The sequence below is a fragment of the Chromobacterium aquaticum genome, assembly GCF_021129195.1.
GTDB classification, from domain to species: domain Bacteria; phylum Pseudomonadota; class Gammaproteobacteria; order Burkholderiales; family Chromobacteriaceae; genus Chromobacterium; species Chromobacterium aquaticum.
Map to the genome: position 1 here is coordinate 1 of NZ_JAJOHW010000060.1, position 14,741 is coordinate 14,741.

General features: G+C 64.8%; 10 protein-coding genes. 6 read left to right on the forward strand and 4 right to left on the reverse strand.

The genetic code is table 11. The features are described 5' to 3' along the window. Window positions 1-176: 176 nt before the first annotated feature. The 3 genes from gcvA to hemA form a co-directional block, all read right to left on the reverse strand. On the reverse strand, window positions 177-1,097 hold the full coding sequence (gene gcvA / locus LQT98_RS09795; protein WP_019102440.1) for a transcriptional regulator GcvA: 921 nt from the start codon (window positions 1,095-1,097) through the stop codon (window positions 177-179). A gap of 620 nt (window positions 1,098-1,717) precedes the next feature. Next, window positions 1,718-2,794: a peptide chain release factor 1 gene (prfA, locus tag LQT98_RS09800; RefSeq protein WP_231462174.1), complete on the reverse strand. Its 1,077-nt coding sequence runs from the start codon at window positions 2,792-2,794 to the stop codon at window positions 1,718-1,720. Further along, window positions 2,794-4,047: a glutamyl-tRNA reductase gene (gene hemA / locus LQT98_RS09805; RefSeq protein WP_048410133.1), complete on the reverse strand. Its 1,254-nt coding sequence runs from the start codon at window positions 4,045-4,047 to the stop codon at window positions 2,794-2,796. The genes prfA and hemA overlap by 1 nt, the downstream gene beginning before the upstream one ends. Before the next feature lie 184 nt (window positions 4,048-4,231). On the opposite strand from hemA, the gene pdxH reads away from it, so the two are divergent. The 3 genes from pdxH to LQT98_RS09820 all read left to right on the forward strand — a co-directional run bounded on the left by pdxH (window position 4,232) and on the right by LQT98_RS09820 (window position 8,301). After that, complete coding sequence (gene pdxH, locus LQT98_RS09810; RefSeq protein WP_048410132.1) at window positions 4,232-4,873, forward strand: pyridoxamine 5'-phosphate oxidase; 642 nt, start codon at window positions 4,232-4,234, stop codon at window positions 4,871-4,873. Window positions 4,874-5,455: 582 nt separating this feature from the next. Continuing rightward, the gene (locus LQT98_RS09815; RefSeq protein ID WP_269325998.1) at window positions 5,456-6,949 is read left to right on the forward strand and encodes a M4 family metallopeptidase; all 1,494 of its coding nucleotides are present in this window, start codon (window positions 5,456-5,458) and stop codon (window positions 6,947-6,949) included. Window positions 6,950-7,047: 98 nt separating this feature from the next. Then, window positions 7,048-8,301, forward strand: a complete 1,254-nt coding sequence (locus LQT98_RS09820) for a M28 family metallopeptidase (RefSeq protein ID WP_231462176.1) — start codon at window positions 7,048-7,050, stop codon at window positions 8,299-8,301. Window positions 8,302-8,518: 217 nt separating this feature from the next. Here the strand turns inward: LQT98_RS09820 and LQT98_RS09825 are convergent, their stop codons facing one another. Next, complete coding sequence (locus LQT98_RS09825) at window positions 8,519-8,986, reverse strand: GNAT family N-acetyltransferase (protein ID WP_048410129.1); 468 nt, start codon at window positions 8,984-8,986, stop codon at window positions 8,519-8,521. A gap of 212 nt (window positions 8,987-9,198) precedes the next feature. Here LQT98_RS09825 and parC point away from each other — a divergent pair, with 212 nt between their 5' ends. The 3 genes from parC to LQT98_RS09840 are packed head-to-tail and all read left to right on the forward strand — an operon-like array spanning window position 9,199 to window position 14,439. Further along, entirely contained in the window at window positions 9,199-11,568 is a 2,370-nt protein-coding gene (gene parC, locus LQT98_RS09830) for a DNA topoisomerase IV subunit A (protein ID WP_231462177.1), read from the forward strand. Next, window positions 11,565-13,118 (forward strand): two-component system sensor histidine kinase NtrB, encoded by a 1,554-nt coding sequence (locus LQT98_RS09835; protein WP_231462178.1) that lies wholly within the window; start codon window positions 11,565-11,567, stop codon window positions 13,116-13,118. Before parC ends, LQT98_RS09835 begins: the two co-directional genes overlap by 4 nt. Then, the gene (locus LQT98_RS09840; protein WP_048410126.1) at window positions 13,111-14,439 is read left to right on the forward strand and encodes a sigma-54-dependent transcriptional regulator; all 1,329 of its coding nucleotides are present in this window, start codon (window positions 13,111-13,113) and stop codon (window positions 14,437-14,439) included. Before LQT98_RS09835 ends, LQT98_RS09840 begins: the two co-directional genes overlap by 8 nt. The last annotated feature ends 302 nt before the right edge of the window (window positions 14,440-14,741 follow it).

Sequence of the window (14,741 nt, forward strand, 5' to 3'; positions counted from 1 at the left end):
CTTAGAGCCTGTTCAAAGTCTCGCGAGCAAGAGCGAGACAAGGCGTTGCGGCTGAGAAAGCGGAATGTACAAGCGGTACATGAGCATTTCGAAGTTGTTTTCAACGCCGTATCGCCGAAGCGCAGCAGACTTTGAACAGGTTCTTAGGCGGCGGCGCGTCCGCGCCGCCGCGCGCTTCAGTAACCGCGCCGGGCCAGCCAGCTGCTGGCCTCGCTCTTGGCCAGGATGGCCACCAGCCAGTCGCGGAACACCTTGACCTTGGGCAGCTCCGCCAGCTCGTGCGGATACACCAGGTAGTAGCTCCACTCGGTCTCCAGCACGGTGTCGAAAGGCATCACTAGCCGGCCGGAATCCAGATCCTGGGTCACCATGGACACCTGGGCCAGGGTCACACCCATGCCGGCGACGGCGGCGTGCAGCGCGTATTCGGAAGCGTCGAAGGTGACGCCGCTTTCCGGATTCACGCCGTTGACGCCGGCCAGCTTCAGCCAGCGCTTCCAGGTGTCCTGATCGCGCCACGGATGCAGCAGGGTGTGGTGGCGCAAATCGTCCGGGGTGTTCAGCGGGTGCTTGCCATTGAGCAGGGCCGGGGAACAGACCGGGATCAGTTTTTCGCGGCAAATGCATTCGGTGCGCAGATCCGGCGCCACTTCGGCGCGCGCCATGCCCACCACCGCCAGATCGTATTCGGCGCGGTTGAACGGCTTGTCGTGGATCAGCTGGGTCACCAGGTGCAGCGTGTATTCCGGATAACGGGTCTGGAAGTCCGGCAGATTGGGCAGCACCCAGCGCATCGCCGGGGTGGGCGGCATGCGCACGCGCAAATCGCTCTGCCGCAGCCGCAGCGCTTCGCTGGCCTCGTTCAACAATTGGAAGGCCTCGCGCGCCGGCTTGATCAGCGCCTCGCCCTCGGCGGTCAGCGACAGGCCGCGCGCCTGCCGGGTGAACAGGGTGGCGCCGTAGTATTCCTCCAAAGTCTGCACATGGCGGCTGACCGCCCCCTGGGTCAGACTCAGCGCGGCGGCGGCGCGGGTGAAGGATAAATGCTCGGCGGCAACGACAAATACGCGTAATGCATTCAGCGGTGGCAGCTTCATCTTACATGCCTTTTTATCATGGTTATCATGAAATTAACTGCTTTGTCATGCCGAGCGCAACATCGTATGCTTGGCATGCTGGCCGCGGCGCGGCCGCCAACGGGCGGATTCCGGCAGCCATGCATCAATGGCATGGCATTTGTCGCCTGCCACCGGATTGCATGGCGGGTCCGCTTGGCCGCGCGTCCCGATTCCTGACGCGGCGCCTTGCACACGGGCCTAGCCTGTCGGCGTGCTCGGCGGCGTCTTCCCCAAGCCCGGCGTTTTATCCGCACTGGAATAGTAACGGATTATAAATATTACAGAATGACATCCGCTTGCAATGGGGAATTTCCACCACTTATCGCGCGGCTGCTGAATGCGGCGGCGCCAGATTGACTGCCAATCCACGTTGGGCATTGCCGGGTTCAGACAGGGCCCGGCCTTTTTTTTGCCCACGCGCGGCGAGCAGGCAAGAAAAAAGGCCACTATCGAGTGGCCCAAAGTTCGGAGAATAAGCCCGCGCGGCGATCAAGCCGCCAAGCGGGCGCGGGCGGAAATCCGCCCGTTCTTGAGTCTGCGAGTGTAGCGCGTTGCGCCGGCAGCGGCAACGCAATAATCCTGGCTAGTACCGTAGGCTGTCACTCGCCCAATTCCGCCAGCAGTTCCGCCTGCTGTTCGGCGATCAAGGCATCGGTCAGCTCGCTCAGATCGCCGTCCATCACGTAGTCCAGCTTGTACAAGGTCAGGTTGATGCGATGGTCGGTGATGCGGCCTTGCGGATAGTTATAGGTACGGATGCGCTCGGAACGGTCGCCGGAGCCAATCAGGCTCTTGCGCTCGGCCGCCTCCTTTTGCTGCTGCTCGCGGCGCTGGATGTCCATGATGCGCGCCGCCAGCACTTGCATCGCGCTGGCCTTGTTGGCGTGCTGGGAACGGCCGTCCTGACACTCCGCCACAATCCCCGTCGGAATATGGGTGATGCGCACCGCGGAATCGGTCTTGTTGATATGCTGACCGCCGGCGCCGCTGGCCCTGAAGGTGTCGATGCGCAGATCCGCCGGGTTCAACACCACGTCGGCCAGTTCGTCGGCCTCGGCCATCACCGCCACGGTGCAGGCCGAAGTGTGGATGCGGCCCTGGGTCTCGGTGGCCGGCACCCGCTGCACGCGGTGGCCGCCGGATTCGAACTTGAGCCGGGAATAAGCGCCAAAGCCGATCAGGCGCACGATGACCTCTTTATAACCGCCCAGATCGGATTCGCTGGCGGAGACGATCTCCACCTGCCAGCGGTTGCGCTCGGCGTAGCGGGTGTACATGCGCAACAGGTCGCCGGCGAACAGCGCCGCCTCGTCGCCGCCGGTGCCGGCGCGGACTTCCAGGAAGATGTTCTTTTCGTCGTTGGGATCCTTGGGCAGCAGTTGCTTCTGCAGCTCCAGGTCCAGCGCCGTCAGCTTGTCCTTGCCCTCGGCGATTTCCGCCTGGGCGAATTCCTTCATTTCCGGGTCCGACAGCATCTCTTCCGCCGCGGCGATGTCGCTCTCGCACTGGCGGTAGCTGTGGTAGGTTTCCACCACCGGGGAGAGTTCGGCATGCTCGCGGGTGAGCTTGCGGAACGCATCCATATCTCGGGTGGCCGCCTCGCTGGCCAAGAGGTGGGTCACCTCTTCCAGACGGTCGGCCAGTTGCGCCAGTTTGGCCGCAATCGACGCTTTCATTACGACTCCGGGTGTAAACGATAAAGACGCGCGACGGCTTCCACCTGCGCGTCATGCTCCGCGCCGCGCCCGGACGACAAGGCCCGGGTGGGCGGGTGCATCAATTTATTGGTCAGTTGCACCGACAGGGTTTCCAGTACCCGCTCCGGCGCTTCGCCGCGCGCCAGCTGCTTGAGCGCGGCGTCCAGCGCCACGCGCCGCAGCCGGTCGGCGTCGTCGCGCAGCGCGCGGATCAGCGGCACGGTTTCGCGCTTTTTCAGCCAGTCGCTGAACTCGCAAACCCGGGCCTGGATGATGGTTTCGGCTTCCGCCGCCGCGCTCTGGCGCGCTTCCTTGCCCACTTCCACCACGCTGGCGATGTCGTCGACGCTGTACAGGAACACGTCGGCCAGCTTGCCCACTTCCACTTCGATGTCGCGCGGCACCGCCAGGTCCAGCATGAAGATGGGACGGTGGCGGCGCGCCTTGATCGCGCGCTCCACCATGCCCTTGCCGATGATGGGCAACTGGCTGGCGGTTGAGGTGACCAATACATCGTAGCGCGGCAGGATGTCCGGCAGCTCGGAGAGGGTGACGGCATTGCCGCCAAACTGCTCCGCCAGCCGTTGGCCGCGCTCCAGCGTGCGGTTGGCCACGGTGATACAGGAAGGATTGCGCGCGGCGAAATGGGTGGCCACCAGCTCTATCATTTCACCGGCGCCGACGAACAGGATGTTCAGTTCGCCTATGGTGGGGAAGATCTGCTCGGCCAGCTTGACCGCCGCCGCCGACATCGACACCGAACTGGCGCCGACCGCGGTGTTGGAGCGCACTTCCTTGGCCACGGCGAAGGTGCGCTGGAACAGGCCGTTGAGCAGGGTGCCCATGGTGCCGGCGTGCTCGGCGCTGCGCACCGCGTCCTTCAACTGGCCCAGGATCTGAGTCTCGCCCAGCACCATGGAATCCAGGCCGGAGGCGACGCGGAAAGCGTGGCGCGCGGCATTGGCCTCGTCCAGCTGGTACAGATAGGGCTGCATCTCCGCCAGCGCCAGGCCGTGATACTGCGCCAGCCAGCTGAGCGCCGCCTGCGGATCGCCGCCGGTGCAATAGATCTCGGTGCGGTTACAGGTGGAGACGATGGCCGCCTCGCGCGCCGCATGCGAGCTGACCAGGCTGTCCAGCGCCTTGGGCAACACCTCCGCAGGAAAAGCCAGCTTTTCCCGGATGGAGAGCGGTGCGGTATGGTGGTTCAAACCAAGGGCGAACAGATGCATGGGCGGAAAAGCCGCGGCAGTGAAATGGGGTATTTTAGCCTAACTTGAACCTCAAGTCCTGCGCTCCAGCGCGATAGCGCCGTCGCCGTCGCGTTCGACGGCTATGGCGAGTGCGCAAGGTTTGATCTGCGGCCTTATCCCACCGCGGCAAACTGGCATAAGATGAGCGCCCAAGGAGGATGAAATGTCGCTGAACCTCGCAGACATCCGCAAGGATTTTTCCAAGAAAGAATTGTCGCCGGAGGAGTGCCTGCCGGACCCGCTGGCGCAACTGGAAAGCTGGCTGAACGAAGCCATCGCCGCTCAGGCGCCGGAACCCACGGCGATGAACCTGGCCACCGCCGGGGCGGATGGCCGCCCCACCTCCCGCATCGTGCTGCTCAAGGGCGTGGAAGACGGCCAGCTGCTGTTCTACACCAATTATCTGAGCCGCAAGGGCCACCAGCTGAGCGACAACCCCTATGTGGCGCTGACCTTCTTCTGGCCGGAGCTAGAGCGGCAGATCCGCATCGAAGGCCGCGCCGCCCAGGTGGCGCCGGAAGTGTCCGACGCCTATTTCGCCAGCCGTCCCTACACCAGCCGCGTCGGCGCCTGGGCCAGCGAGCAGAGCAGCGAAATCAGCTCCAAGAGCGTGCTGGTGACGCGCGCGGCGATGTTCGGGGTCAAGCACCCGCTGAACGTGCCGCGGCCGCCGCATTGGGGCGGCTACGCGGTGACGCCGGACCGGTTGGAGTTCTGGCAGGGCCGACCCAGCCGCTTGCACGACCGGGTACAGTATTCCTTGCGGGAAAACGGCGGCTGGGCGATAGCGCGGCTAGCGCCGTGAACCGGTCTCCGGTGAGGGCAACTCATTGAAATCATGAATTTTACGCATAAGCAAAAAACTGCAACCTTCCAAAATTAGACAGTTTGTCCGCTTTTATAGCAATTTGGATGTTGCCGCATCACAACAAGCCGCATCGGGATGATGCGGCTTTTCATTTTCTTGATGTTTCACCCGCGTCCTCCATTGCCGCAAAAATGCGGCATCCCGCTTTGATTTGGCTCATGCCGGCCGCGAGCGGGTCCCAGGCAACTGACCGTTAGGACAGATGCATATCAAGCCGGAAAAAACAATACATCATTCATGCATTTGGCAAGTGGCCGACAGAACAAGCCAAGCCAACGCCCTCTGATTTCAGCCGTTCCTTTTTCCAATCCCCAGAGGGATGTCCCATGTCGGGAATGCATGCAGGACGCGGTGAAGACCTTTCCTGGCAGGTGGCGCCCGCCACACCCGAAACGTTTTCCCGACGTCCGCAACGACGGGCGCAAGCCCGTCCGGCGCCGGCGGTCTTTACGCAAGGCTAGCCGGCTTGACGCGGGCCATTACCGTGTCCCGCTGATCTACATTGGAGAAAACTTCGTGATGAAAACCCAAACTGCGATGGTTCGCGCCCTGGTGCTGTCCGCTCTCGCCCTGGCTTACGGCTCCGCCCAGGCCGCCGAGCGCGTCAACCTGGATGCGTTGACCAAATCCAGCAAACTCGTCGCCGGCACCAGCGCGTTCAGCGCCGCAGGCATCAACCAAGGCGAACTAAAGGCGCAGCGCAGCTCGCAATTCCCCAACGGCAAAGTCATCACCCGCTACCAGCAGTACTATCAGGGCGTGCCGGTATGGGGCGAAGCCGTGGTCGAGGAGAAGCAGTTCGCCAAAGGCTCGGCCTCCGCCGCGGCGAGCAAGCTGTCCGGCTACTATGTGCGCGGCATCGCCTCGGACCTGGCCTCGGTCAAGCCGGCGCTCAGCGCCTCTCAAGTGCTGGCCAACGCCAAGGCGCTGAAGGCCAACGGCTACGAAACCCGCAACGAGAAGACCGAGCTGGTGGTGCGCCTGGACAAGCGCAACACCGCCCAGCTGGTGTACCTGGTGTCCTTCATGGTGGACGGCGGCAAGGAACCCAGCCGCCCGCACTTCATCGTGGACGCCAATAGCGGCCAGGTGCTGAAGCAGTGGGAAGGCCTGAACCACAACGACGCCAACGGCCCCGGCGGCAACGCCAAGACCGGCAAGTATCTGTATGGCACCGACTACGGCCCGCTGGTCGTCACCAGCGATTGCAAGATGGACAGCGGCAATGTCGCCACCGTCAACCTGAACGGCGGCACCAGCGGCACCACCCCGTACAAGTTCGCTTGCCCCACCAACACCTACAAAGCCATCAACGGCGCCTACTCGCCGCTGAACGACGCCCACTACTTCGGCAATGTGGTGTTCAATCTGTACAAGGATTGGTTCAACCTGCGCCCGATCAACCAGAAGCTGCTGATGAAGGTGCACTACAGCCGCAACTATGAAAACGCGTTCTGGGATGGCAGCGCGATGACCTTCGGCGACGGCGCCACCCGCTTCTATCCGCTGGTGTCGCTGGATGTGTCCGCTCATGAAGTCAGCCACGGCTTCACCGAGCAGAACTCCGGCCTGGTCTACAGCGAACAGTCCGGTGGCATCAACGAAGCGTTCTCCGACATGGCCGGCGAAGCCGCCGAGTACTACATGAAGGGCAAGAACGACTTCCTGGTGGGCGCGGAGATCTTCAAGAAAACCGGCGCGCTGCGCTACTTCGCCGATCCGACCAAGGACGGCCGTTCCATCGGTCACGCCAATGACTACACCAGCGGCCTGGACGTGCACTACTCCAGCGGCGTGTACAACAAGGCTTTCTACCTGATCGCCACCAGCCCGGGCTGGAACACCCGCAAGGCCTTTGAAGTGTTCGTGGACGCCAACCGCCTGTACTGGACCGCCAACGCCACTTACAACAGCGCCGCTTGCGGCGTTGAAAAAGCGGCCGAAGCGCGTGGCTACAACAGCGCCGACGTCACCAAGGCCTTTACCGCCGTGGGCGTGGCTTGCGATAGCTGAGTGACCCCCTGAGCGCGCGGCCCTGACGGCCCGCGCTTCCACCGACCCACTCGCCGGCCATGGTCCGCCCATGGCCGGCACCGCTCAGGAATCCCCCTATGTTCGCTCTCAAACCAAGTCTCGTCGCCCTCCTGGCCGCCACCAGCCTGGCCGGCGCCGCTCAGGCCGCGCCGGTATGGATTTCCATCGGCGACAACGCCTATCAACTATTGCAGCAGGTCAGCCCGAAAAGCCGCAGCCAGGAAAGCCGCCAGCTGGCGGTGAGCGCGCTGCCGGCCGGCGTGTCCGCCAAGGGCGTGGCCACCGAGAAAGTCCACTTGGTGCAGGTGGACGACAGCGTGCTGCCGCAACTGTCGGACGCCATCCACCACAGCCTGCGCCATTGCGGCGGCTTCATCGTACACAAGGATCTGCAGGACGCGCGCGGCGCGCTGAAGGCCCCGGTGGCCAGCACCCTGCTGCCCAGCTACCAGATCAACGACCAGGCCACCGTCAACAAGCTGCTGCCGCAGCTGCAGGACAGCAATATCCTCGGCACCATCCAGTCCCTGTCCAACCACCAGAACCGCTTCTACACCACCAGCCACGGCGTCAACGCGTCCAACTGGATCGCCAACCAGTGGCGGCAGCTGGCCGCCGGCCGCAGCGACGTGAGCGTGGAGCAGTTCGCCCACAGCGCCTGGCCGCAGAAATCGGTGATCCTCACCATCAAGGGCAAGGACAACGCCGCCGAAACCCTGGTGCTGGGCGGGCATCTGGACTCCACCGTGGGCAGCGGCACCGGCGAGAACAGCCGCGCGCCGGGCGCCGACGACGACGCTTCCGGCATCGCCAGCCTGACCGAGGTGATCCGCGTGCTGCTGGCCAACAACTACCAGCCGCGCCGCACCATCAAGTTCATGGCCTACGCGGCGGAGGAAGTGGGCTTGCGCGGCTCCTCCGACATCGCCAACCGCTACAAGCAGCAGAAGGTCAACGTGGTGGGCGCCTTGCAGCTGGACATGACCAACTACCAGGGCAGCGAGGACGACATCTTCCTGTTCACCGATTACACCAACTCGGCGCAGAACACCTTCCTCGCCAATCTGGCCGAAACCTATCTGCCCAATCTGACCGTGGGCTACAGCTCGTGCGGCTACGCGTGCTCGGACCACGCCTCCTGGCACAAGAACGGCTACCCGGCGTCCTTCCCGTTCGAGTCCGCCTTCAACCAGTCCAACCCCAACATCCACACCGTGCGCGACACCCTCGCCAGCGCCGGCAACCAGGCGCGCCACGCGCTGAAGTTCTCGCAGCTGGCGCTGGCCTACGCGGTGGAATTGGGCAGCGACGGCCCGGCGGTCAAACGCTGAGCCCAATGCCCGGCCTGATGCGCCCACCCCCTCGCGGGGGTGGGTTTTTCATTGTGGGCCATGCCGCGAGCGCTCAGAACGTGTTTACGATCTCGCGAGCTAAGGCGAAAACGGTTGAAGAAGCGGAATGTACAGGGGGTACATGAGCATTCTGAAAGCGTTTTCAACGCCCTTGTCTAACTATTCCGCCGACGCGCAGCAGATCGTAAACAGGTTCTCAGACGCCAGCCTCGCGCCGCATGTCCACATGCAGAATGCCTCCGTCGTCGTAGGGCTCGGACACCACGCCAAAACCGAAGCTCTCATACAGGGCCTGCGCGTCGGTCTGCGCCGACAACATCATCGCCGCCTGCGGAAAATGCGCGCGGCACTGCGCCACCGCCTGCGCCAGTAGCGCCTTGCCCAGACCTTGGCCGCGCGCCTCCGGCGCCACCACCACCCGGCCTATCGCCGCCGCGTCCGGGTATTTCTCCCCCGGCGCGATCAGGCGCGCATAGGCCAGCAGCCGGCCGCCGTCGTCGTGGCCGGACAGATGCAGACAATGCGGGTCCACCCCGTCGACATCGCCGTAGATGGATTGCTGCTCCACCACGAACACCCGGTCGCGCAGTTGCAGCACCCGGTACAAAGCCAGCGGCGTGAAGCCGTCGAAACGGTGGCAGTGCCACGCTACACGGTTTGCCATAGTAGAATCCCCCCAAACTGGTCCATTGCCTGTTGCCGGCTCTAAGAACCTGTTTACGATCTGAGATCGTAAACAGGTTCCAAGCGCGCGGCGCGTCGTCGCCAAGATTACGTCAAGCCGCCGCCGCCAGCTATAACCGTGAAGACGGCGTTTGCCATGGCGCAAGCGCCGGCCTATGGACGCTAACCGATTTCACATCCTGCCTTGCCCATATGAACGATAACGATCTGTTTGCCGAAAACCTGCCGGACAGCGCCGCCGACCTGACCCCGCCGCCGCCGCCCGCGCCCCCTGCCGACACTGCCGACGGCGAGTGGATTCCGCTGGACCTGTACGCCGAGCGCGCCTATCTGGAATACGCGATGAGCGTGGTCAAGGGCCGCGCGCTGCCGGAAGTGGCCGACGGCCAGAAGCCGGTGCAGCGCCGCATCCTGTACGCGATGCGCGACATGGGCCTGGCCCACGGCGCCAAGCCGGTGAAATCGGCGCGCGTGGTCGGCGAGATCCTGGGTAAGTACCATCCTCACGGCGACAGCTCCGCCTACGAGGCGCTGGTGCGCATGGCGCAGGACTTCACGCTGCGCTATCCGCTGATCGACGGCCAGGGCAACTTCGGCAGCCGCGACGGCGACGGCGCGGCGGCGATGCGTTACACCGAGGCGCGGCTGACGCCGATCGCCGATCTGCTGCTGTCGGAAATCGACATGGGCACCGTGGACTTCGTGCCCAATTACGACGGCGCCTTCGAAGAGCCACGCTTGCTGCCGGCGCGCCTGCCCATGGTGCTGCTCAACGGCGCCTCCGGCATCGCCGTGGGTCTCGCCACCGAGATCCCGCCGCACAATCTGACCGAGGTGGCCCGCGCCTGCGTCGCGCTGCTGGACAATCCGGAACTGGACACCGCGGCGCTGATGCAATACGTGCCCGGCCCGGATTTCCCCGGCGGCGGCCAGATCATCACCCCGGCCGAGGACATCCTCGCCGCCTATGAAAGCGGCCGCGGCAGCGTGCGCGTGCGCGCCAAGTGGGAAGTGGAAAAACTGGCGCGCGGCCAGTGGCGCGTGATCGTGTCCGAACTGCCGCCCGGCTCCAGCGCTCAGAAAGTGCTGGCGGAAATCGAGGAAGCCACCAATCCCAAGGTCAAGACCGGCAAGAAGGCGCTGACCCAGGATCAGCAAAACCTGAAGAGCCTGATGCTGTCGCTGCTGGACCGCGTGCGCGACGAATCCGACAGCGAGTGCCCGGTGCGCCTGGTATTCGAACCCAAGTCCAGCCGCCAGGATCCGGACGAGTTCATCAACACCCTGCTGGCGCAAACCAGCCTGGAAGGCAATGCCTCGATGAACCTGGTGATGATAGGCCTGGACGGCCGGCCGGGTCAGAAAGGCCTCAAGCCCATCATCAGCGAATGGCTGGACTTCCGCCGCACCACCGTCACCCGCCGCCTGCAGCACCGGCTGGCCCAGGTGGAAAAACGCATCCACATCCTGGAAGGGCGGATGATCGCCTTCATCCACATCGATGAAGTGATACGCGTGATCCGCGAATCCGACGAACCCAAGCCGGACCTGATCAAGGCCTTCGGCCTGACCGAGCTCCAGGCCGAGGACATCCTGGAAATCCGCCTGCGCCAACTGGCGCGGCTGGAAGGCTTCAAGCTGGAGAAAGAGCTGTCCGACCTGCGCGAGGAGCGTGAAGGCCTGCGCCATGTGCTGGACACTCCGGACGCGCTGCGCACCATGATGCGCGAGGAAATCCAGGCCGACGCCGCCAAGTACGGCGACAAGCGCCGCAGCGAGATCAAGACCGCCGAGCGCGCGGTGCTGACCCAGACCATAGCCGACGAGCCGGTCACCATCATCCTGTCGCAAAAGGGCTGGATCCGCGCCCGCGTCGGCCACAATGTCGACCTCGCCGCGCTGGCCTTCAAGGACGGCGACGCGCTCCACACCGTGGTGGAGACCCGCACCGTGTGGTCGGTGATCGTGCTGGACTCCAAGGGCCGCGCCTACACCGTGGATCCGGCCGACGTGCCCACCGGCCGCGGCGACGGCGTGCCGGTGGCCTCGCTGGTGGACTTGCAGGACGGCGCCAAGCCGGTGCAAATGCTGTCCGGCAAGGACGAGGCCCGCTTCGTGGTCGCCGGCTCCGGCGGCTACGGCTTCATCGCCAAGCTGGGCGACATGGCCGGCCGGGTCAAGGCCGGCAAGGCCTTCCTGACGCTGAACCCGGAGGAAAGCGTGCTGACTCCGGCGCCGCTGCCGGCCGCCGGCCTGGGCGAAGCCACCCAATTGGTGGCCGCCGCCGACAACGGCCGGCTGCTGGCCTTCCCCGCCGCCGAACTCAAGGAATTGGCCAAGGGCCGCGGCCTGATGCTGATGGCGGTGGACAACGGCGAAGCCGTCACCGCCATCGGCCTCGTCAACGGCGACAAAGCGCTGCTGTCCACGCTGTCGGTGCGCGGCAAGGCCTCCGACGAGAAGCTGGCGCTGGCCGAGTTCATCGGCAAGCGCGGCAAGAAGGGCAAGCTGATGCCGAAGAAATGGAGCGTCGGCGCCATTCGCGAGCTGCCAAGCGCATGAATCCGGACCGCGCGCCGGCGCCATTGACCCCGCGCAGCGCGCTGGTGTTCATCAACAGCTTCCGCGCGGCGCTGCTGCTGGTGCTGCTGGCAATGTCGCTGTTCGCCAACCGCGACGGCGAATCGCTGGTGGCAGGCGGCAAGGTCTTCTACCTGTGGGGCGGCGTCTACGCCGTGCTGATCGGCGCCTGGTTCCTGCTGCGCGACGGCCGGCTGGCGCACACTCTGCAGCTGACGCTGGCCATCGCCGCCGACATCGCGATGATCGTGCTGCTGATGGGCATCAACGACGGCGTGCGCAGCGGTTATGGCATCCTGCTCCTGCCCTATCTCGCGGTGGCCGGCCTGCTGTCCTCGGGCCGCTACGCGCTGTTCTACGCCTCCATCGCCACGCTGATGCTGCTGTCCGCCGTCGGCGTGGAACAATACCTGGGCCTGGGCCGCGGTTCCGATTTCTACTACTCCGCGCTGCTGGCCACCGCCGGCTTCGTCACCTCCATCGTCACCTGGAAGCTGGGCCGGGTGGCGCGCGATTCCGAAGCGCTGGCCACCCGCCGCGGCGGCGAGATCGCCAACCTCAACCGCCTGAACGAGCTGGTGCTGCAAAGCCAGCGCGACGCGGTGGTGGTGCTGGACGAATCCGGCCTGCTGCGCCAGTTCAACAACCAGGCGGCGCGCTACTTCGGCACCATGCGCCGCGGCGAGGTGGTGGCGGAACTGCTGCCGCTGGTGGAGCGCTGGCGCCAGAACGGCTACCCACCCAACCCCGGCTTCATCGACCGCAATATCCGCGGCCGCCAGCTGGTGGGCCGCATGGTGCCGGTGCTGGTGGGCGACGACCGCGCGCTCTTGCTGTTCATGCGCGACATGGCCGATATGGCCGAGGAGGGCAAGCGCATCAAGCTGGCGGCGCTGGGACGGCTCACCGCCAATATCGCCCATGAAATCCGCAATCCGCTGGCGGCCATCCACCACGCCGCCGATCTGCTGGCCGAAGACGAAACCGATCCGGCGCGCCAGCGGCTGATCCGCATCGTGCAGGGCAATAGCACGCGCATCAATCACCTTGTACAGGAAGTGCTGGCCTTGAACCGCCGCGACCGGATCAAGCCCGAGCCCATCCGGCTGCAGCCCTTTCTGGATGAATTGCTGGACCATTTCGGCATGGTGGAAGCCGCCGCAGCCGGCGCGGTTCGCTGCGTCTGCCAGCAGCAGGCCGCGGCGGTCCAGTTCGACCGCGGCCATTTCGGCCAGATCCTCAACAATCTGCTGGCCAATGCCTGGCGCTACTCCAGCAAGCAGCCGGGCGCGGTGCGCATCGAAGTGGCCTCGGTGGAAAACCACCTGACCATCAAGGTGATGGACGATGGCCCCGGCATGAGCGAAGATGCCCAGGCCCGCTTGTTCGAACCCTTTTTCACCACGGAAAGCGCCGGCACCGGACTGGGCCTGTACATCGCGCGCGAACTGGCGGAAGCCAACGACGCGCGGCTGGACTACTGCCCGCCCGGCGGCGTGTTCCGCCTGATCTGTCACAAGGCTTATGGCTAAATCCTCCCTGCGCGTGCTGGTGATCGACGACGAACCGGACATCCGCGAACTGCTTGAACTGACCCTGATCAAGATGGGCCTGGACGTGGCCACCGCCGCCAGCGTCGGCGCCGCCAAACTCAGCCTGAACAAGCAGCCCTTCGACCTGGCGCTGACCGATATGCGGCTGCCGGACGGCGAAGGCATAGAAGTGGTGCGCCATATCGCCGAGCAGGGGCTGGACGTGCCCATCGCGGTGATCACCGCCTACGGCAACACCGACAACGCGGTGCAGGCGATGAAGGCCGGCGCCTTCGACTATCTGCAAAAACCGGTCAGCCTGGCGCAATTGCGCAGCTTGGTGAAATCGGTGCTGCGCGTGGACAATGGCAAGGCCGCCGCCGCGATGCGGCTGGACGGCGAATCGCCGGCGATCCAGGAAGCGCTGCGCCTGGTCGGCAAGCTGGCGCGCAGCCAGGCCGCGGTCTATATCAGCGGCGAATCCGGCACCGGCAAGGAACAGGCGGCGCGGATGATACACGAGCAAAGCGCGCGCGCGGAGCGGCCGTTCATCCCGGTCAACTGCGGCGCGATTCCGGAAACGCTGATGGAAAGCGAATTCTTCGGCTATCGCAAGGGCGCGTTCACCGGCGCGGACAGCGACCGCGATGGCTTCTTCCAGCAGGCCAACGGCGGCACCCTGTTCCTCGATGAAGTGGCCGACCTGCCGCTGACGATGCAGGTCAAGCTGCTGCGCGCGATCCAGGAAAAGAAAGTGCGTCGCCTGGGCAACGCTCAGGAAGAAGCGGTGGATGTGCGCATCGTCTGCGCGACGCACAAGGATCTGGCGGCGCGGGTGGATGCCGGCAGCTTCCGCCAGGATCTGTACTACCGGCTGAACGTGCTGCCGCTGCGCATGCCGCCGCTGCGCGAATTGCGCGAAGACCTGCCGCGCTTCATCGCCAGCCTGCTGGAACGCTTCTCCCCGGACCAAAAACCGCGGCTGGCGCCGGCGGCGCTCAAGGCGCTGCTCGCTTACAACTATCCGGGCAATTTCCGCGAGCTGGAAAACATCCTGGAACGCGCGGTGGCGCTGGCCAGCGACGCCCGCATCGAAACGGACGATCTGCAGCTGCTGCCCAGCAAGCAGGCCGGGGACGACGGCGACGCGCCGGCCTGCGCCGCCGGCGAAGCGCTGCAGGACTTCCTGGACCGGGTGGAGCGCGAGGCGATACTCAAGGCGCTGGAAGGCACCCGTTTCAACCGCACCCAGGCCGCCAAGCTGCTGGGCGTGACCTTCCGCTCGATGCGCTACCGGATGGAAAGGCTGGGCATCAAGTAAACGGACCTGGCACGAAGAGCCTAGTTTACGATCTGCTGCGCGTCGTGGACGCGTTACACGGTGAGTACACCTTCGAAATGCTCAGTACCACCGTAGTACGGCAAGGAGGCGCAGCGCAGGATCAGGGGTTTTGTTGGCGGTTTAAATGACGGCAAGACATTGTTCACGGCGCTAGGCACGCCGTTGCGCGAAATCCTGCGCCCAAGCCACATTCTGGCTTTTTGTCGAACAATGGGCAAAACAGCGGCCGATGGGGCCGCCCGCTCGTTACAATGCGCGCAGCCGCCCAACGCATACTAGCG

Bases quoted from the DNA above. Each gene is read 5' to 3' on its own strand.
- gcvA (WP_019102440.1), bottom strand. From the start codon at position 1,097: ATGAAGCTGCCACCGCTGAATGCATTACGCGTATTTGTCGTTGCCGCC.
- prfA (WP_231462174.1), bottom strand. From the start codon at position 2,794: ATGAAAGCGTCGATTGCGGCCAAACTGGCGCAACTGGCCGACCGTCTG.
- hemA (WP_048410133.1), bottom strand. From the start codon at position 4,047: ATGCATCTGTTCGCCCTTGGTTTGAACCACCATACCGCACCGCTCTCC.
- pdxH (WP_048410132.1), top strand. From the start codon at position 4,232: ATGTCGCTGAACCTCGCAGACATCCGCAAGGATTTTTCCAAGAAAGAA.
- LQT98_RS09815 (WP_269325998.1), top strand. From the start codon at position 5,456: ATGAAAACCCAAACTGCGATGGTTCGCGCCCTGGTGCTGTCCGCTCTC.
- LQT98_RS09820 (WP_231462176.1), top strand. From the start codon at position 7,048: ATGTTCGCTCTCAAACCAAGTCTCGTCGCCCTCCTGGCCGCCACCAGC.
- LQT98_RS09825 (WP_048410129.1), bottom strand. From the start codon at position 8,986: ATGGCAAACCGTGTAGCGTGGCACTGCCACCGTTTCGACGGCTTCACG.
- parC (WP_231462177.1), top strand. From the start codon at position 9,199: ATGAACGATAACGATCTGTTTGCCGAAAACCTGCCGGACAGCGCCGCC.
- LQT98_RS09835 (WP_231462178.1), top strand. From the start codon at position 11,565: ATGAATCCGGACCGCGCGCCGGCGCCATTGACCCCGCGCAGCGCGCTG.
- LQT98_RS09840 (WP_048410126.1), top strand. From the start codon at position 13,111: ATGGCTAAATCCTCCCTGCGCGTGCTGGTGATCGACGACGAACCGGAC.